General features: G+C 71.6%; 16 protein-coding genes. 4 read left to right on the plus strand and 12 right to left on the minus strand.

What is annotated here, in order from left to right; translation table 11 throughout:
- Window positions 1-189: 189 nt before the first annotated feature.
- Window positions 190-867, plus strand: coding sequence for an HNH endonuclease family protein (locus ABD817_RS25685; RefSeq protein ID WP_344920700.1), 678 nt, complete (start codon window positions 190-192; stop codon window positions 865-867).
- On the opposite strand, the gene ABD817_RS25690 is transcribed toward ABD817_RS25685, so the two are convergent.
- Together ABD817_RS25690 and ABD817_RS25695 are read right to left on the minus strand one after the other, a co-directional pair.
- Window positions 868-1,233 carry a PepSY domain-containing protein gene (locus ABD817_RS25690; protein ID WP_344920701.1) on the minus strand — a complete coding sequence of 122 codons (366 nt, stop codon included), beginning with the start codon at window positions 1,231-1,233 and terminating at the stop codon, window positions 868-870.
- A 127-nt stretch (window positions 1,234-1,360) separates the two neighbouring features.
- Complete coding sequence (locus tag ABD817_RS25695) at window positions 1,361-2,203, minus strand: STAS domain-containing protein (RefSeq protein ID WP_344920702.1); 843 nt, start codon at window positions 2,201-2,203, stop codon at window positions 1,361-1,363.
- A 423-nt stretch (window positions 2,204-2,626) separates the two neighbouring features.
- Between ABD817_RS25695 and ABD817_RS25700 the strand changes: the two genes are divergently transcribed.
- On the plus strand, window positions 2,627-4,495 hold the full coding sequence (locus ABD817_RS25700) for a CheR family methyltransferase (protein WP_344920818.1): 1,869 nt from the start codon (window positions 2,627-2,629) through the stop codon (window positions 4,493-4,495).
- Between the two features lie 12 nt (window positions 4,496-4,507).
- Here the strand turns inward: ABD817_RS25700 and ABD817_RS25705 are convergent, their stop codons facing one another.
- Window positions 4,508-5,776: a HAMP domain-containing sensor histidine kinase gene (locus tag ABD817_RS25705; protein ID WP_344920704.1), complete on the minus strand. Its 1,269-nt coding sequence runs from the start codon at window positions 5,774-5,776 to the stop codon at window positions 4,508-4,510.
- Complete coding sequence (locus ABD817_RS25710; protein ID WP_329091950.1) at window positions 5,773-6,456, minus strand: response regulator transcription factor; 684 nt, start codon at window positions 6,454-6,456, stop codon at window positions 5,773-5,775. Before ABD817_RS25710 ends, ABD817_RS25705 begins: the two co-directional genes overlap by 4 nt.
- Window positions 6,457-6,549: 93 nt before the next feature.
- On the opposite strand from ABD817_RS25710, the gene ABD817_RS25715 reads away from it, so the two are divergent.
- A complete protein-coding gene (locus ABD817_RS25715) occupies window positions 6,550-7,086 on the plus strand; it encodes a hypothetical protein (RefSeq protein WP_344920705.1) in 537 nt (178 codons plus the stop codon).
- 29 nt (window positions 7,087-7,115) lie between these two features.
- Here the strand turns inward: ABD817_RS25715 and ABD817_RS25720 are convergent, their stop codons facing one another.
- Both ABD817_RS25720 and ABD817_RS25725 read right to left on the minus strand, forming a co-directional pair.
- Window positions 7,116-8,204: a CU044_5270 family protein gene (locus ABD817_RS25720; RefSeq protein ID WP_344920706.1), complete on the minus strand. Its 1,089-nt coding sequence runs from the start codon at window positions 8,202-8,204 to the stop codon at window positions 7,116-7,118.
- Window positions 8,201-8,821 carry an RNA polymerase sigma factor gene (locus ABD817_RS25725; RefSeq protein WP_344920707.1) on the minus strand — a complete coding sequence of 207 codons (621 nt, stop codon included), beginning with the start codon at window positions 8,819-8,821 and terminating at the stop codon, window positions 8,201-8,203. The genes ABD817_RS25720 and ABD817_RS25725 overlap by 4 nt, the downstream gene beginning before the upstream one ends.
- 258 nt (window positions 8,822-9,079) lie before the next feature.
- Here ABD817_RS25725 and ABD817_RS25730 point away from each other — a divergent pair, with 258 nt between their 5' ends.
- Complete coding sequence (locus ABD817_RS25730; protein ID WP_344920708.1) at window positions 9,080-10,009, plus strand: SPFH domain-containing protein; 930 nt, start codon at window positions 9,080-9,082, stop codon at window positions 10,007-10,009.
- A 69-nt stretch (window positions 10,010-10,078) separates the two neighbouring features.
- On the opposite strand, the gene ABD817_RS25735 is transcribed toward ABD817_RS25730, so the two are convergent.
- From ABD817_RS25735 to aceB, 6 genes are all read right to left on the minus strand, one after another.
- Window positions 10,079-10,849, minus strand: a complete 771-nt coding sequence (locus tag ABD817_RS25735; RefSeq protein WP_344920709.1) for an IclR family transcriptional regulator — start codon at window positions 10,847-10,849, stop codon at window positions 10,079-10,081.
- 91 nt (window positions 10,850-10,940) lie between these two features.
- The gene (locus tag ABD817_RS25740) at window positions 10,941-12,188 is read right to left on the minus strand and encodes a (Fe-S)-binding protein (protein ID WP_344920710.1); all 1,248 of its coding nucleotides are present in this window, start codon (window positions 12,186-12,188) and stop codon (window positions 10,941-10,943) included.
- A 1-nt stretch (window position 12,189) separates the two neighbouring features.
- Window positions 12,190-13,473, minus strand: a complete 1,284-nt coding sequence (locus tag ABD817_RS25745; RefSeq protein WP_344920711.1) for an FAD-binding oxidoreductase — start codon at window positions 13,471-13,473, stop codon at window positions 12,190-12,192.
- A gap of 23 nt (window positions 13,474-13,496) precedes the next feature.
- Window positions 13,497-14,954, minus strand: a complete 1,458-nt coding sequence (locus tag ABD817_RS25750) for an FAD-binding oxidoreductase (protein ID WP_344920712.1) — start codon at window positions 14,952-14,954, stop codon at window positions 13,497-13,499.
- 76 nt (window positions 14,955-15,030) lie between these two features.
- Window positions 15,031-15,663, minus strand: coding sequence for a DUF1016 N-terminal domain-containing protein (locus ABD817_RS25755; RefSeq protein WP_344920713.1), 633 nt, complete (start codon window positions 15,661-15,663; stop codon window positions 15,031-15,033).
- A 118-nt stretch (window positions 15,664-15,781) separates the two neighbouring features.
- Entirely contained in the window at window positions 15,782-17,368 is a 1,587-nt protein-coding gene (gene aceB, locus ABD817_RS25760) for a malate synthase A (protein ID WP_344920714.1), read from the minus strand.
- Window positions 17,369-17,598: the final 230 nt, after the last annotated feature.

The raw sequence follows: 17,598 nt of genomic DNA on the forward strand, positions 1-17,598 counted from the left end.
GCCTCCTCGTCTCCGGGCGAAGTGGCGGTGATTGTCTTTGTGCAGGTCACGTCAGAGATGTCGTTAAGGTGTGGATTGATAGGCCGGGAATTTTCTCGTTCCCCGAAAACTGCTTGCGGCTTTTAGGATTGAGGGCGGTATCTGGGGTAATTTGCCGCCTCAGAGAGTGAACGCGTGAGGGGTGGCAGGGTGCGGGCTGCGCTGGTACGAGGTGTGGTCGTCGCGACGATCGCTTTCACCGTGGCCGGTTGCGGCCCGATGCCCGGCGGAGGTACGGACGAGGGGGCGGGGTCCTCCGGGGGTGGGCAGTCCGCGTCCGAGGCGCTCAAGGACCTGGGGAAACTCGAGGTCAAGGGACGCGCCCCGATGACGGGGTTCGATCGCGAGGAGTTCGGTTCCGCGTGGTCGGACGTCGACAGGAACGGTTGTGACACCCGCAACGACATTCTCATTCGCGATCTGAAGGAAGAGGTCTTCAAGAAGGGCGAGGAGGGCTGCGTCGTGCAGTCCGGAATTCTTGAGGATCCGTACAGCGGCAAGACCATCAAGTTCGAGCGCGGGACGCGGACCAGTATGGCGGTGCAGATCGACCACGTGGTCGCGCTCGCCGACGCCTGGCAGAAGGGCGCCCAGCGGTGGCCCGAGTCCGAGCGGAGGGAACTCGCCAACGACCCGCTGAACCTGCTGGCCGTGGACGGGCCGCTGAACAGCCAGAAGGGCGCCGGAGACGCGGCGACCTGGCTGCCGCCGCGCCGTGCCTACCGGTGCCCCTACGTCGAGCGTCAGATCAAGGTGAAGGTCAAGTACGACCTGTGGGTGACGTCCGGGGAGAAGGACGCCATGGAAGCCGTTCTCAAAGCCTGCTGATCAGTCGTCGTAGTCGCGCTTCAACTTGATGATCTTCCCGGTCCTCGCCGACACGTAGACGTCGTACTCCCAGGCGCCCTTGCGCAGCTCGACCTCCCAGACTCGCTGGCCGTGCTCCCAATCGCGCTCGACCTTGCTCACGCGCGCGCCGGGGACGCGCTTCTTGGCGATCTGCACGGCCTTGCGGGAGGAGATGTACGCCGAGGTGGTGACCGGTGCGGCGGCCGTGCTCGCGGTGCCGGTCGCGGTCGTGCCGGTGGTGCCGGTCGTGCCGGCGGTGGCCGCGGTGGCGCTGATCGCCGTGCCGCCCGCCAGGAGGGCGGCGGTCGCGAGGGTTCCGACGGTGATTCTGGTGATTTGTTTCATGTGCCAAGATTTGTGGAGAATTTGCTAGGGGCACGCTAAGGGATCGTTAACCCTGGGCGCGTCCGGCCCGCGGCCGGATTCCGGCGCGTTTCCGTACGCCATTTCAGACAGGCCGTGGCGGTGCGACTCAGCCGGGCCCGGCCGGGAACGAGGCGGTGAGCTCGCGCGTCCGATCCGCCGCCGCCCGGTGGAGGGGGTCGCCGCAGGCGCGCCTCACCTCGGCCCGCGTCGCGAGGTGGGTTTCCAGCCCGTCCTGGAGGGTGGCCATCCGGTCGTGGATCTCGGCCAGCGTCGCGCAGGCCGTCCGCGTCTGGAGGTGGAGCGTCTCCAGGCGTGCCGCCGCCTCCCGTCTCAGCTGCGCGGCCCTCTCCAGCACCGGGTGCGCCGCCTCCCGCCCGTCCCGGTCCGGGGGCGTCGTGCTCCCCGGACCAGGACGGGCGGCGGTGCTTTTCGCGGCGTCGTTTTCCGTAAGAGTGCTTTCCGTAAGAGTGCTTTCCGCGAAGGTGCGCTCCGGCGGGGAGGACGTTTCCGAGGTGAGGATCCCGGCGCGCGGGGTGACGCCCCGGCGGGCGCGGCGCCTGCCGCCGAGGCGGCGCAGGACCGGCAGGTGACGCCGGGGGAGCGGCGAGGCCCCGGGGAGCTCGTCCAGGCCGGAGATGTCGACCAGGCCGGGGTGCTCGGGTTCCTGCGCTCCCCAGAGCACGTCGAACAGCCGGATCACGGTAGGGGAGGGGACGACGAACAGCTCGCCCCCGGCCGCGCGGAGGCCCTCGTGGATCCGCTCCAGCGCGCGGGCCCCGCTGACGTCGCAGAAAAGCAGCTCCCCGGCGTCCACGAGGATGTGCCGGGTGCCTTGGAGCATCAGTGACTCCAGCTCCGACTCCAGCAGCCGGTGGTTGAAGGCGTCCAGCTCGCCCGTCACGGCCACCAGGGCCGTGTCACCGTACTGGTGAATGACATATACCGACATATCCATATTGGCCGTACCCTTCACGGGTTTTTCCGAGGCCCTGCCGACAATCCCCCGGCTCCCCAGTATGAATGGGCTCCGACGAGATAGAAGCTGAATGTGGCAGGTTCCAATGCAGGTTCCAACGCGGGTTCCAGCGGGTGTGACGGATGGTCGTCGCGATGTCGGCCGGTGGTGTGGAGGCCCTGAGCGCCCTCCTCGCGAGTCGCGTGGCCTCCCGGCGATCTCGCCGCCTCCGTTCCGGTGGCGCCACGCGCCCCCGCGCGGGGGGAGCGGTCTCGCCGGGAATCCTCGACCGTGCCGGGCCGCTGGAGGCCGCCGTCGCGGGAGGGCGGTGCGAACGCCACAAAGCCGCATCGACGGCACCGTGGAAACCCCTGCCCCTCACGTAGCGGTCGGTGACGGGCCTAGGCTGGCATCGTGATGCTCGGCGACGAACGTGAATTCGACGATCTCCTGCTCATGTTGAAGGAGACGTGCGGCTTCGACTTCACGGGATATAAGCGCACCACCCTCATGCGGCGCATCAGCAGGCGTCTGGAGGCGCTCAAGCTCCGCGACCACGGCGAGTACCGCGACTACCTGGAGCTGGAGCCCGAGGAGTTCAACCGGCTCTTCGACAGCCTGTTGATCAACGTCACCGCCTTCTTCCGCGACCCGGCCGCCTGGCAGACGCTCCGCGAGACCGTGATCCCCTCCCTGCTGGCGAGCAAGGGGCCGGGCAAGGTGATCCGGATCTGGAGCGCGGGCTGCGCGACGGGCGAGGAGGCCTACAGTCTCGCGATGGTGCTGGCCGAGGAGCTCGGCATGGACCAGTTCCGCGAGAGGGTGAAGATATACGCCACGGATCTGGACCAGAAGGCCCTCCAGACGGCGCGGACGGCCGTCTACGCCGAACGACAGCTCGCCGAGGTGCCGGAGAAGCTGCGCCAGACCTACTTCGAGCCGGTGGAGGCGGGGTTCGGGTTCCGGCGCGACCTGCGGCGCCAGCTGATCTTCGGCCGCAACGACCTCACGCGCGACGCGCCGATCTCCCGGGTCGACCTCCTGCTGGCCCGCAACACGCTGATGTACTTCAACAGCGAGACCCAGCTCAGCATCGTCCGCCGCTTCCACTTCGCGCTCTCCGACCCCGGTTACCTCTTCCTGGGCAGGGCGGAGATGCTGCTCAACCACCGCGACAGGTTCGAGCCGGTGAACCTCCGCATGAGGCTGTTCAAGAAGATCGGATCGTCCCCGCCGGTCAGCCGCGCCACCTGGGCGCCCGGTGCCGACGTGTCGCAGACCCGCCCGTACGCGCGGCACACGGTGCTGCAGGCGGCGGCGCTCGCCACCGGCTCGGTCGCGCAGATCGCGCTCGACCGCTCCAGGAACCTCGCCCTGGCGAACTCGCGCGCCGAGCTGCTCTTCAACCTCGATCCCCGCGACATCGGGCGGCCGTTCCAGGATCTGGAGGTGTCCTACCGGCCGGCCGAGCTCCGCTCGGTGATCGAACAGGTGGAGCTGGACCTGCGCGTCGCCGAGCTCCAGGACGTCACCTGGCACCGGCCGAACGCGCCGGAGCCCAGCGTCTTCGACATCGCCGTCGTCCCGTTGCTGGAACCGGGCGGTGAGCTCGTCGGCGTCGGCATCAACTTCCACGACGTGACGCGCTACCGCAGGCTCCGCGACCGGCTGGAGCAGACGAACCAGGAGCTGGAGCACGCCTACGAGGAGCTCCGGTCGACCAACGAGGAGCTGGAGACCACGAACGAGGAGCTCCAGTCCACGAACGAGGAGCTGGAGACCACCAACGAGGAGCTCCAGTCCACCAACGAGGAGCTGGAGACGATGAACGAGGAGCTGCAGTCGACCAACGACGAGCTCCAGCAGATCAACGAAACCCTGAACTCCCGCAGCGACGAGCTCAGGCGGGCCACCGCCCTCGTCTCCTCGGTGGTGCGCAGTCTCGGCGACGCGGTGGCCGTGGTCGACACGGACCTGCGGGTGCTGGTCTGGAGCCCGGGAGCCGAGGAGCTGTGGGGCCTTCGCGCCGACGAGGCGATCGGCTGCCGGCTGGCCTCCCTCGACATCGGCCTGCCCGTCGGGGAGATCCTGGTCAGGGCGCAGCGGATGCTGGACACCGGTGCCAAGCCGGGGGACGGCCGCGACGACGGCGTCACCCTGGACGGCGTGAACCGGAGGGGACGCCCCGCCCGGCTCAACGTCGAGCTCTCCCGCCTGCACACCGACGACATGTCGCCGCACGGAGTGATCATGGTGATGAACCTCCTCCAGCAGGAGCAGGAATGACTTCTAGGGCTTCTAGGGCTTCTGGGGGGTGACGGCGGGCAGGGACAGGACCACGCTCGCCCCGCCCTCGGGGGAGGTCCGCAGGGACAGCGAGCCACCCGCCGACTCCGCCGTACGGCGGGCGATGTCGAGACCGAGGCCGGTCGATCCGGCACCGCTCTCACCGCGTCGCGGCGGGTCGGGCGTGGCGAAGCCGGGACCGGCGTCGGAGACGGTCAGCAGCGCGCCGCCGCCGGTCGCCTCCAGTCGTACGGAGAACGAGACCCCCTCCGGGGTGTGCGCGAACACGTTGCCGAGCAGGGCGTCCACGCAGGCGGCCAGGTCGTCCGCGGCGACCCCGACCGGCAGCGGGCCGGGGGCCAGGTCGAGGGTGAAGTGCCGCGCCTGGTCCTCGGCGAGCACCGACCAGAACGCGACCCGCGCCCCGGTCACCGCCGCCGCGTCGCACTCGGCCCGCTCGCGCACCCGCCGCCTGGCCTCGGTGATCACCGAGGTGACGGCGCGTTCCAGGGCGTCCACCCTGGCCTCGATCCTGGCCGACTCCTCCGGGTCGGCCAGCGACTCCGCCTCCAGCCTCAGCCCGGTGAGCGGGGTGCGCAGCCGGTGGGACAGGTCCGCGACGCTCTCCCGTTCCTCCGCGAGCAGGCCGGTGATGCGCTCGGCCAGGTGGTTGAGGGCGAGACCGACCGCGTGCACCTCCGGGGGGCCGTCGGGCACCGTCCTGGCGGACAGATCGCCCGCCGCGAGCCGGTGCGACACCCCCGCCAGCGCGGTGATCGGCCTGATCACCGCGCGGGCCAGCCGGTCGCCGACCAGCACGCCCAGCCCGACCAGGGCGAGGCCGAGCGCCGCCAGCCCGGCCCAGACCTGGGGTACGCCCCTGGTCAGACGACCGTCGTCCAGGAAGACCCGGACCACCGCCGTACCCCCGGGCGCCCCCTGGACCGCGACCAGGATCTCCCGCCCGCCGGGGGCGGCGGCGGTGACGCTGCGACCGCGCGAGGCGAGCTCCACGGCGGTGGAACGCGGAGCGGGAGCGCCGACCACCTCCCCGCCGGGGAGGAAGATCGTGACCGGGTACTCGGCCTGCTCTGCGGTGAGCCGCAGGGTCTCGGTGTCCACCGCGCCGACCACGACCGCCACCGACTCGGCCTCGCTCTCTGCCTCGCTGACCGCCCCGCTCACCGCCACCGTGCGGACCAGCAGGGCGAGCGGGACCAGCAGCGCGATCAGTACGAGGGAGGTGGTCGCCGCGACCAGCAGGGTGAGCCAGCGCCTCATGCCGGGGCGGCCAGTCGCACGCCGACACCCCGGACGGTCTGCAGGTAGCGGGGCTCCTGGGACGTCTCGCCCAGCTTGCGGCGCAGCCAGGAAAGGTGGACGTCCACCGTCTTGTCGGCTCCGCCGTAGGGGATCTGCCAGACGTGGGTGAGCAGCTCCCGCTTGGTGACGACCTCGCCGGGCCTGGCCGCCAGATAGTGGAGCAGGTCGAACTCCCGGGGGCTGAGGTCCAGCGGCGTCCCGTCCAGGGTCGCCTCCCGGGTGCGCGGGTCGATCCGCAGGCCGCCGACGGTGACCGCGCTGTCGGCGCGGCTCTCGCCCGCCATCCGCCGGAGCACCGCCCGGATCCGCGCGTCGAGCTGGGCCGCGCTGAACGGCTTGACCACGTAGTCGTCGGCGCCCGCGTCCAGCAATCTGACCATCTCCGCGTCGCCGTCTCGCGCGGTCGCCACGATCACCGGGACCCGGCTCACCGCGCGGAGCATCCGCAGCAGGTCCAGGCCGTCCATGTCGGGCAGGCCGAGGTCCAGGACGACCAGGTCCGGGCGTTCCTCGACGGCCAGCCGCAGGCCGTCGAGAGCGGCGGGAGCGGACGACACGGCATGGCCCCGGTCGCGCAGGCCCCGGGTGAGGGAGGTGCGGATCGCGGCGTCGTCCTCGATGAGCAGCACGTTCGACATTTGCCGCCACGTTAGCCCCCTCCCGCGCCGCGTCAAAAGCGGGTTAGCCGCTCCTTAGCGTTGTCTTATCGTTCCGGGTGGCACAGTGAGGGCATGCGCAAGCGTCTTCCCCTGGTCGTGGCCGGATGGCTGATCACCGGGCTCCTCGCGATCGGGGCGGGTGTGGCGGTGATCGACGGTCTCAGCGAGCCGCTGACGGACACCGGGCTCCGGCCGCTCTCCGCCGCCGAGGTCGACGAGGCGCTCGCCCTCGCCTCGTCCCTTCCCAGCGCCCCGCCCAGTGCCCCGCTCACCGCCCCTCCCGCGTCCCCTTCCCCCTCGGAGGGCGCCCCCGGTCCCGGTACGCCCACTCCCGGGCCGACCGTCACCGTCACCACCACCGCCACACCCGTCGCGGAGCCCGGCAAGAGCCGGGTGATCACCACGGCGGGCGGCAGGGTCATCGCCCGGTGCGAGGACGGCCTGGTCACCCTCCGGTCGTGGAGCCCGGCACAGGGATTCCAGGCCGACGACGTCGAGCGCGGGCCCGCGAGCCGGGCCCGCGTCGAGTTCGAGACGGAGGAGGACGAGGTCAAGGTCGAGGTCCACTGCGCGGCCGACGGATCACCCGTCCACAGCGTTCACTCCTGACCGGGGACACCAAGGGCGCGGAGCGGCCGTCAGCCGCAGCCGTTCGCCTCGTCGTCCTCGGCGTTCGCGCCGGGAGCCTCGTCGGCCACGGTGACCGAGAGCTGGGCGGTCGAGGCGACCAGGCTGCCCCTGGGGGACTTGGCGGCCTTCTCGTCGACCACGATCCCGCGCTCACCGAGCAGCTCGTACGTCTTCGCGTCGAAGATCAGATCCTGCCTGACGCCGTCGGGGCCGACCCTGCCGACGCCGATCCCCTCGCGTCCCGCCGCGTCCTCGGCCCGCATGGTGACGTCGACCCCGGGGATGGTGCCCACCGCCTTGAACAGAGCGGCCCGCTGCGCCGGGGGCATGTAGGTCTCCCTGAGCATGTCGCCCGCCGCGGTGAAGGCCGACCCGTCCTTGGAGCCGCCGCCCCGGTCGCCGGTGTAGAGGTGGGCGCGCATCCCCTCGGCGTCGGTGGAGAGCCTCTTGAGCGCCGCGTGGTCGGTGCGCAGGTACCCGGGGGGCGTCCCGCAGTTCACCAGCGGGAGCGTCTCGACGCCGGTGTTCTCGTACGCCGTCTCCGGGATCGGCCAGCCGGGGTAGGCCCTGGGCTCCAGGTGTTCGATCCGCAGCGAGCCGTTCCTCGTTCCGTCGGCGGACAGCCAGATGACCCGCTTGGTCCGGTAAAGGTAGCGGGTCTCCTCCCCGATGGTCTCGCCCGTCTTCGTGTCCGTCGCCAGGCCGCTGAAGGAGCCGTACATCGTCTCCGACTCGACCTTGACGAACTGGTCGTCGCGCGGCGCCAGGTCCGTCCTCGCGGCGGCCCGCGCCGCCTTGTCGAGGACCTCGCTCGCCGAGACGGCGGCGATCTCGGGCATCGTCACCACGACCTCCCGCACGGTTCCCGGCGAGCCGCCCCGGCCACCTGCCAGGGTGATCGCGGTCGCCCCCACCGCCACCGCGAGCGCCCCGGCCAGTGCCATCGCGTACGGCCCGCGCCAGGGCGGGCTCCATCCCCGGGCCCGCGGCGCGGCGGCCGCGGCCAGCCCCCGCCGGGCCGCCTGCTTCGCCCCCTCGTCGTACCGGGGCACCTCGGGCCGGATGGAGGCCACCAGCTGGATCTCGTCATCGTTCATCTGTGCGACTCCAGGGAGCGGCGGATCTTGGTCCGGGTGCGGGAAAGGCGGGACCTGACGGTCCCGATCGGGATGCCGAGCGCCTGCGCGGCCTCCTCGTAGGACAGATCGGCCCAGGCCACCAGCAGGAGCAGGTCCCGCTCCGCGGCGCCGAGCCCGGCCAGCGCGGCGGCGAGGGCGGGCCTGAGCCGGTCGGCGGCGACGCGCTCGGCGCTGCGGTCCTCGAACTCCGTCGCGCGCTCGGGAGCCTGCCGGGCGAGCGCCTTCAACCTGCGGGTCTCCGACCTGCGGTGGCCGGAGATCAGTTTGGAGGCGATCCCGTACAGCCAGGGTCTGGCGTCGGCGCGGCCGAGGTCGTACCGGGCCCGCTTGCGGAAGGCCACGAGGAACGTCTCGGCCGTCACGTCGTCGGCCGTGGTGACGTCGTCCAGCCGCCGCGCCGCGTACCGATGGATCTCGTCGGCGTGGCGGTCGAAGAGCCCGGCGAACCTGTCGGGGGTCGCCAGGGACTCCCGGATCATCGTCGCGTCCGTCGCGTCCGTCGCGTCCGTCGCGTCCGTCGCGTCCGTCGCGTCCGTCGCGTCCGTCGCGTCCGTCCTGCCGGTCGCGTCGGTCATATCGGCGGGCGGGGGCGACGGGAAGGCTCCGGTGCGTCGGGGGGGACCCAGTGTCACCACCCGTTTCGTCCAGTCGTTGTCACGGTCAGTCCTTCCGGAGCGCGTTCGCGCTCTCACCTCCTACTCCGCCGGTCGGCTCCATGGGGTTCCATAAATCGACATGTCTCCCTTGGGTGTCGAGTCGCCGGAGGCCCCGCTGCCCGTGATCGGCCGCCACTAGGATCCGCCTTCACGAAACGGGTGCGAAAGGGAGAGATGATGAGCGCTCAGAAGGCCGGTGGCGGCAGGCGGCTGTTGCTGAAGGGGTTCCTCCTCGCGGTCGCCCTGCTGGTGGTCTCGGGGTTCGCCCTCAGCGCGTGCTCCCGGGTGAGCACCCAGCCCGACGAGGTGGTCCTGCACTACGCGGGTGGCGTCCTTGAGGCCATCAAGTTCGAGAAGTGCATCAACCCCTCCAGCGGCGCCACCCTTCTCGGCCCCGGCGACAGCGGATACTCCTACCCGTTCGGTCAGCGGACCTTCGACTTCTCCGGGGCGGACGACGCCGAGTCCAAGCCGTTGTCCGTGGTCTCCAAGGACAACGTGGAAATGGCGGTGTCCGGGGTGGCGACGTTCACGCTGAACACCGACTGCAGGACGCTCCAGCAGTTCCACGAGAAGATCGGGCTGAAGTTCCGCGCCTACTACGAGGAGGGGGAGTCGTCCGACGGCTGGCGGCGGATGCTCAACATCTACATGCGGGTGCCGCTGGACCGCGCGCTGGACGCCGCCTCGCAGGAGTTCGAGTGGCGGGGGCTGTTCAACGACCCGAAGGTGAAGCAGGCGTGGGAGGCACGGGTCGGCCAGCTCGCCAGGGAGTTCATCAAGGCGACGGCCGGGGGCGACTACTTCTGCAACCAGAACTACGGGGGCAGCGGGCAGTGCGGTGACATCTCCCTGACCATCCAGAAGCCCGAGCCGCCGGAGGCCCTGGTCGCCGCCCTGGCCTCGGAACAGGCGGCCAAGGCGGAGAACGTCGCGCAGACCCAGCGCAACGCCAAGGTCCGCACCGAGATCGAATCGATCAAGGACCTGGTGAGGGTCCTCGGCCCGCAGGGCGCCGTACTCTGGCAGGCGATCCAGAAGGGGCAGGTCAGCGTGGTCCCGGTGCCGCAGGGCAGCAACCTCAACATCACCCCTCCGGGCCGCTGACCCCCGGCAGCCCTTGCCGCGTGATCCCGTGGCCGCCTCACGCCCTACCCGTCGGGGCGAGTGACCGGCTCACGACGTGCGGTCCGCCCTGGCGGGCGTGACCGGGCCCAGTTCGGCGCCGAAGTCGTGCGCGATCCTGCGCATGCCCTCGGCGAGGTCCCGCCGGTCGAGCGCGGCGATGCGCTCGGCCGGCCCGGACACCGACAGGGCGGCGATCGTCCGCGCCCCGTCCCGTACGCCCACCGCCAGGCAGTGCACGCCCAGCTCCTCCTCGCCCAGGTCCATCGCGTACCCGTGTTCTCGCACCCGCTCCAGCTCGGCGAGCATCCCGGGCAGGTCGGTGATCGTGTTGGCGGTCCTGCGGGGCATGCCGGTCCGCTCGACCAGCGACGCCACCTCGGTGTCCGCCCTGCCGGCCATCAGGACCTTCCCCACGGCCGTGCTGTGCGGCAGCACCCGCCTGCCGACCTCCGCGAACATCCGCAGCCGCCTCGGCGAGGGCACCTGGGCGACGTAGACCACGAAGTCGCCCTCCAGCACCGCCAGGTTGGCCGTCTCGCCCGACAGCTCGACCATCCTCGTCAGGTACGGCTGCGCCCACACGCCCACCATGCGCTCGGCCACCCCGCCGAGTCGCACCAGCGCGCCGCCCAGGGCGTAGCGGCGGTCGGACTCCTGGCGTACGTAGCCCCGGGCGAGCAGGGTGCGCAGCAGCCGGTGGATCGTCCCGTACGGCAGGCCGGTCCTGGCCGCGATCTCCGAGAGTCCGGCCTCCCCGCCCCGCTCGGCCAGCGCCTCCAGCACGTCCAGCGCCCGGTCGACCGACTGCACCGCGCTCATGCGCCCCCCTCGCCGGACGGTCCCGTCTCCTGGCGTCTCCCGTACCGGCCGGACGGGCCGCTCACCGCGCCCGCGCCCACCGCACCCCCGCTCACGGAACCCTCGCGAGTCCGCGCAGCGAGGCGTCGAGCACCTGGGCGGTGTGCGCGACGGGGATGGGGTGGGCGCCCCGGCGGCGGATCGCCGAGGTGATCTGCATGGTGCAGCCGGGGTTGGCCGAGACCAGCAGGTCGGCGCCGGTGGCGAGCACCCGCTCCGCCTTGCGGTCACCGAGGTCCCTCGCGGTCTCCGGCTGGAACAGGTTGTAGGTTCCCGCCGAGCCGCAGCAGATCGCCGACTCGGCGATCTCCCTCACCTCCAGGCCGGGTACGCCGTCCAGAAGCTTGCGGGGCTCCGACCGTATCCCCTGGGCGTGGGCCAGGTGACAGGCGTCGTGGTAGGCCACGGTGAGCGGCAGCGGGTGCCGCTCGGCCGCCGGGCCGAGGGCGACGAGATACTCCGCCAGGTCGACGGTCCTGATCGCCCGTGCCCTTTCCACCCACTCGTCGCCCTCGGCCTCGAGGATCTCCGCGTAGTCCTTCATCGTCGACCCGCACCCGGCGGCGTTGACCACGATCGTGTCGACGCCCGCCCGCTCGAAGGTGGTGATCGTCCGCTTCGCGAACCGCAGGGCCTGCCTCTCCTGGCCGGAGTGCAGCGACAGCGCCCCGCAGCAGCCCTGCGAGGGCGGGATCACCACGTCGCAGCCCTCCATCGCGAGCACCCGGGCCGTGGCCTCGTTGACCTGCGGGAAGAACTCCCCCTGCACGCAGCCGGTGAGCATCCCGACCGTGGCCCTGCGCGGCCCCCGCGCCGCGACCCTGCGCGGCAGCCGTACCCTGTCGGCGGCCGGGGGAGCGAGGTCGGCCATCGCCGCCAGGGACGGGTTGATCCGCTCCAGCCTCGGCGCGACCGCGCGGCGCAGTCCGGCGCTGAGCCGCAGCGGCAGCCGCATCGCCCGCAGCCGCCGGGGATAGGGGAACAGCTGGAAGACCAGCGCCCGCAGCGCCCTGTCGTCCGGCTCCCTCACGTGCACCCGCTCCACCTCGGCCCGGGTCTGCTCGATCAGCCGGTCGTACCTCACCCCGGACGGGCAGGCGGTCACGCACGCCATGCACCCCAGGCACGCGTCGAAGTGCCCGGCCATCTCCGGCGTCAGCGGCGTGCCCTCGACGTGCTGCTTCATCAGGTGGATCCGGCCGCGCGGGGAGTCCATCTCCTCGCCCCACAGGACGTACGTCGGGCAGGAGGGCAGGCAGAACCCGCAGTGCACGCAGTCGTTGATCAGCTCGGGGTCCACGTCAGATCCCTCCCGCGAACCGGCCGGGGGACATCCTCCGGTCGGGGTCGAACCGTTCCTTGACCCGCCGCATCAGCGGCAGGGCGCCCGACGGGCCCCAGCGGTCGATCCCGTGGGCGAGACCGGGAGGCGCGGCGAGCACCGTCAGCCCGCCGCCGAGCCGCCGGAGGTCGTCGCGCACGTCCGTCACGAACCCGGAGAACTCCGCCGCGCCGACGTCCCCGGGCAGGGCGACCAGCAGGACCGCGGAGGCCACCGACCCGCGCACGCGCGCGGGCAGCCCGCGGGCGGCGACGGCGCGCAGCGCCGGGTGCGCGGCGGCGGGCGGGACCCGCAGCTCCAGCAGCACCTCCTCGCCGGGCGGCGCCGACCACCAGGCGGGCGCCTCGGCGGTGATCCGCGCGCTCCCGTGCTCGTCCATCGACTTGCGGACGGCCTCCGCCCGCGCGTCGGCCGCCACCCCCTCGACGAGCGCGGACACGACGGGCCCGCCGGTGAGGTCCGGCCACTCCAGCTCGACGGCGCTCGGCTCGGCCCGCGAGGCCGCGAGCTCGGTGACCAGCCCGTCCAGTGCGGCCAGCGCGGCCCGCGCGGCGGGGGAACCCGGCTCGGCGGCGGCGGGCAGGTCCACGGTGACCCATCGGCGGGCGGCGGGGATCGGGTGGAGGCGGAAGGTCGCCTCGGTGATGACCCCGAGCGTGCCGTACGAGCCGGTGAAGAGCTTGCCCAGGTCGTAGCCCGCGACGTTCTTGACGACGTTGCCGCCCGAGGTGGCGATCGTGCCGTCGGCCAGCACGACCGTGATGCCGATCAGCAGGTCGCGGGCGGTGCCGTAGCGGAACCTGCGGGGGCCGGCGACCGCGGTGGCGAGCGTGCCGCCGACGGTGCCGGCGGGCAGAGGACTGTCCAGGGCCAGCTCTTGCCGCGACCGCGAGAGCGTGGAGTTGAGGACGTCGAGGGGGAGTCCCGCGACGGCCCGTGCCACGAGGTCGCCCGAGGAGTGCTCGACCGCCGATCCGTCCCCGAGGAGCAGGCAGCAGGTGTCGATCAGCAGGTCGCACCGTTCGGGGGGATCGCCCCAGCCGAGTTTGGTGCCGTCCCCCACCGGGACCACGGCCAGGTCGTGCGCGGCAGAGACGCGCATCAGCGCGGCGACCTCCCCGGTGTTCTCCGGCAGGGCCACCCAGCGCGGCGGGACCCCGCCCACCGCGTCGTCGGGGGTCGCCTCCCGGATCGTCACCCCTGTCTCGCGCAGTGCCCTCAGTGCCTTCACAGGTGCCTTCAATGATGCCTCCAGCGGTGCTCCCATCAGAAGTGCTCCGCCTGTCCCGACTCGACCAGCGGGTGTACGCCCTTGCGGACCCCGGGGACCTCGCCGCACAGCCGGGGGGTCGGGAAGATCTTGCCCGGGTTCGACAGGCCGCGGGGGTCGAAGGCGCAGCGCACCAGCTGCATGGTGTTGAGATCGTCGTCAGAGAACATTTTCGGCATATATCGGGACTTGTCCACGCCGACACCGTGTTCGCCGGTGATGGAACCGCCGTGCTCGATACACAGGTCGAGGATCCTCCCCGAGACGATCTCCGCCCTCTCGCCCGCGCCCGGCTCCGCGTCGTCGAACAGCACCAGCGGGTGCAGGTTGCCGTCACCGGCGTGGAAGACGTTCGCCACCCTGATGCCGTACTCGCGGGAGAGGGCGTCGATGCTCGCCAGCACCTCGGGCAGCGCGGTCCGGGGCACGACGCCGTCCTGGACGATGTAGGCGGGGCTGATCCGGCCCACCGCGGCGAACGCCGACTTGCGGCCCCGCCAGATCGACGCCCGCTCCACCGGGTCGTCGGCGACCCGTATCTCGAACGCGCCGCTCTCCCGGCAGATCCGCGTCACCTCGCCGAACTGGTGCGCGACCTCCTCGGCGGGCCCGTCCAGCTCCACGATGAGGACCGCCCCCGCGCCCTCGGGGTAGGCGCACGCCACGGCCGCCTCGGCCGCCTCGACGGCGAGGGCGTCCATCATCTCGATCGCGGCGGGCACGATGCCGCCGCCGATGATCGCCGACACCGCCTGCCCGCCCCGCTCGATGTCCTCGAACGCCGCGAGCAGCGTCGTGACGGCCTCGGGCAGCCTGCTCAGCCGTACGACGACCTTGGTCGTGATGCCGAGGGTGCCCTCCGAGCCGACGAACGCGCCCAGCAGGTCGTAGCCGGGATCGGTGTCGGAGAGCTCGACGATGTCGCCGTCGGGGGTGACGATCTCCAGGCCGACCACGTGGTTGACGGTGAAGCCGTACTTCAGGCAGTGCGCGCCGCCGGAGTTCTCCGCCACGTTGCCGCCGATCGTGCAGACCTGCTGGCTGGAGGGGTCGGGCGCGTAGTAGTAGCCCAGGTCGCGGACGGCCTCGGTGATCGCCAGGTTGGTGACCCCCGGCTCCACGGTCGCCCGCCGGTTCGGCAGGTCGACGGAGAGGATCCGCCGCATCTTCGAGGTCACGACCAGCACCCCGTCGGCGCGCGGCAGGGCGCCGCCCGACAGCCCCGTCCCGGCGCCCCTGGCCACGAACGGCAGGCCGTACTCGTTGCAGATCCTCACCACGGCCGCGACCTGCTCGGCGCTTTCCGGCAGCACCACGACGCCCGGGGTGACCCGGTGGTGGGTCAGCCCGTCGCACTCGTAGGTGCGCAGCCGTACGGGATCGGTGACGACCGATCCGGGGCCGAGGAGCTCCTCGAACCTGCGGGCCGGCTCGTCCAGGCTCTTCGTCGACATCGTTCCTCCTCCGGCGTGCCCGGTGGTCTCCAGCGGCCGACCGGGGGCAGCGTCCCCGTCGTCCCCGTCGTCCCCGTCATCCCCGGCTCGAATTCTCGCTCAGCGCGGCGCCGGCGTTCCTGCCGTGCCTGGGCCCCTCGTCCACGAGCCCGGCGAAGCGGGGCTCCCCGGCCGGTCGCTGCGGGGCGCGGCGGTCGGGGGGGAGCGGCGCACGGGCGGGACCGGGAGAGGAGTGGCGGATGCGCAGGTGGAGCCGACCCTTGATCATTGTGATCAGGACGCCTCGGGCCCAACCCTCGTCCGCGGTCTTGCGCGCGTAGAACTCCCTGGTCGTCCTGCTGTCCAGCATATCCAGCAGGACGATGTGGTGGCCCCAGGGAATCGGCCGCCCCGTCCGAGGGATGGAGTCGGGCCAGGCCGCCGCGAAGGTCCTCATGTAGAGGAGGTTGGTCCGCGAGTAGCCCATCGCCTCGGGGAACGCGCCGCGCAGGTCGGCCGAGAGCCGGGGCACCGCCCTCCTGCCCCAGTCGTCGTCCGGCTGCCGGTCGAGGATGTGGCGGCCGATCCGCCAGTACTGCCGGATCAGCTCGGTGTCGGTGGTGAGCAGCGCCACCCGCCCCCTGCTGCCGATGATCTCGCGCTTGACGGCGTCGAGCAGCGCCGCGTACTCGCTCTGATCGGCTCCTTCGCCGTTCCTGTCATCGCTCATGCACGCAAAGTATCCACTGGGCCCGGCGTCCGCACCCGTCCGCGGTGACCGCCCGGAGTGCCCGGAGTGAGGAATCCCCGCCGGGGGATGAGGATTCCGCACCGTCGGACCGGTCATGTCACGGCATACGCGCATAGGCCGGGAGGGTGAGGAACTCCGCGAAGTCGTCGTCCAGGGCGACCTCCTTGAACAGGGCGGTGGCCTGGCCGTAGCGGGCCTCGTCGTAGCCGGGCTCCGCCTCGATCTTGGCGAGCTCCTCGTCGATGATCTTCTCGACCAGCTCCCTGGTCACCACGGCGCCGGTGTCGGCGAGCTCGATGCCGTTGTGGATCCACTGCCAGATCTGGGAACGGGAGATCTCGGCGGTCGCCGCGTCCTCCATCAGGTTGTGGATCGCCACCGCGCCCAGCCCGCCCATCCAGGCGGCCAGGTAGCGCAGCGCCACGTCCACGTTGTTGCGCAGCCCCGCCTCGGTGATGTCGCCGGGGGTCTTGGAGACCGCGAGCAGGTCGGCGGCGGAGACGGAGACGTCCTCGCGCAGGCGGTGGAGCTGGTTCGGCCGGTCGTCGAGGGCGGCGTCGAAGACGTCGCGGCAGATCGGCACGAGGTCGGGGTGCGCCACCCACGAACCGTCGAAACCGTCGCCGGACTCGCGGGTCTTGTCGGCGGTGACCTTCTCCAGGGCGATCTTGTTGACCTCGGGGTCGCGGCGGGAGGGGATGAACGCGGCCATCCCGCCGATGGCGTGGGCCCCGCGCCGGTGGCAGGTGCGGACCAGCAGCTCGGTGTAGGCGCGCATGAACGGGGCGGTCATCGTCACGGCGTTGCGCTCGGGCAGCAGGAACTCGCGGCCGCGAGTGCGGAACTTCTTGATCACGCTGAAGAGGTAGTCCCAGCGGCCGGCGTTGAGGCCCGCGGAGTGGTCGCGGAGCTCGTAGAGGATCTCGTCCATCTCGAACGCGGCCGGGTAGGTCTCGATGAGCACCGTCGCCCGGATCGTCCCGTGGGGGATGCCGAGCAGCTCCTGGGCCCTGACGAAGACGTCGTTCCAGAGGCGGGCCTCCAGGTGCGACTCGATCTTCGGCAGGTAGAAGTACGGGCCCCTGCCCTTGGCCATCTGCCGCTGCGCCGAGTGGAAGAGGTAGAGGCCGAAGTCGACGAGGGAGGCGGAGAACGGGCGGCCGTCGAGGGTGAGGTGCTTCTCGTCCAGGTGCCAGCCGCGGGGCCGGACCACGATGGTGGCGAGCTCGGTGTCCGGCTTGAGGGCGTAGCGCTTCTCCCCGGCGGAGAAGTCGAGGGTCCGGTCGAGCGCGTCGCGCAGGTTGAGCTGGCCGTTGATGGTGTTCTCCCAGGTGGGAGCGTTGGCGTCCTCGAAGTCCGCGAGCCAGACCTTGGCGCCGGAGTTCAGCGCGTTGATCGTCATCTTCTGGTCGACGGGGCCGGTGATCTCCACGCGGCGGTCCACCAGGCCGGGCGCGGGCGGGGCGACGTGCCACTCGGACTCGCGCACGTGCCGGGTCTCCGGCAGGAAGTCGAGGGTGCCGCCCGCCGACAGCTCCGCCTGGCGGGCCTGGCGGGCCTCCAGCAGCTCCAGGCGCCGGCCGTCGAACTCGCGCTGGAGGGTGGCCACGAAGGCCAGTGCCTCCGGCGTGAGGATCTCCTCGAAGCGGTCCTGGATGGGGCCGCCGATCTCAACGCCGTCCATGGGTCCTCTTTCCCTCGCAACTTTCCATATGGTGGAAAAGTAATTCTGAATTATGGAATCGACGCTACTTGAGGGCCGGTCACCGGTCAAAGGCAGGGTCCCCCTCAGGGGTCGCTCCGGGGGTTCCCCGATGATCTGCGGGGCCTGCTCGGACAGAGTGAGATCAGCGCCCTCGGCAGAGGGAGGGAACGGACCGCTCGCACGTCGGGAAGTGAAGACCTCCCGGGAAA

Source organism: Streptosporangium oxazolinicum (assembly GCF_039537505.1).
Taxonomy (GTDB): Bacteria; Actinomycetota; Actinomycetes; order Streptosporangiales; family Streptosporangiaceae; genus Streptosporangium; species Streptosporangium oxazolinicum.

What these genes read in the sequence shown, in the direction of transcription:
- ABD817_RS25725 (WP_344920707.1), bottom strand. Translation starts at nt 8,821, where the DNA reads ATGACCGACGCGACCGGCAGGACGGACGCGACGGACGCGACGGACGCG.
- ABD817_RS25690 (WP_344920701.1), bottom strand. Translation starts at nt 1,233, where the DNA reads ATGAAACAAATCACCAGAATCACCGTCGGAACCCTCGCGACCGCCGCC.
- ABD817_RS25710 (WP_329091950.1), bottom strand. Translation starts at nt 6,456, where the DNA reads ATGTCGAACGTGCTGCTCATCGAGGACGACGCCGCGATCCGCACCTCC.
- ABD817_RS25700 (WP_344920818.1), top strand. Translation starts at nt 2,627, where the DNA reads ATGCTCGGCGACGAACGTGAATTCGACGATCTCCTGCTCATGTTGAAG.
- ABD817_RS25705 (WP_344920704.1), bottom strand. Translation starts at nt 5,776, where the DNA reads ATGAGGCGCTGGCTCACCCTGCTGGTCGCGGCGACCACCTCCCTCGTA.
- ABD817_RS25755 (WP_344920713.1), bottom strand. Translation starts at nt 15,663, where the DNA reads ATGAGCGATGACAGGAACGGCGAAGGAGCCGATCAGAGCGAGTACGCG.
- ABD817_RS25695 (WP_344920702.1), bottom strand. Translation starts at nt 2,203, where the DNA reads ATGTCGGTATATGTCATTCACCAGTACGGTGACACGGCCCTGGTGGCC.
- ABD817_RS25730 (WP_344920708.1), top strand. Translation starts at nt 9,080, where the DNA reads ATGAGCGCTCAGAAGGCCGGTGGCGGCAGGCGGCTGTTGCTGAAGGGG.
- ABD817_RS25735 (WP_344920709.1), bottom strand. Translation starts at nt 10,849, where the DNA reads ATGAGCGCGGTGCAGTCGGTCGACCGGGCGCTGGACGTGCTGGAGGCG.
- ABD817_RS25715 (WP_344920705.1), top strand. Translation starts at nt 6,550, where the DNA reads ATGCGCAAGCGTCTTCCCCTGGTCGTGGCCGGATGGCTGATCACCGGG.
- ABD817_RS25750 (WP_344920712.1), bottom strand. Translation starts at nt 14,954, where the DNA reads ATGTCGACGAAGAGCCTGGACGAGCCGGCCCGCAGGTTCGAGGAGCTC.
- ABD817_RS25720 (WP_344920706.1), bottom strand. Translation starts at nt 8,204, where the DNA reads ATGAACGATGACGAGATCCAGCTGGTGGCCTCCATCCGGCCCGAGGTG.
- aceB (WP_344920714.1), bottom strand. Translation starts at nt 17,368, where the DNA reads ATGGACGGCGTTGAGATCGGCGGCCCCATCCAGGACCGCTTCGAGGAG.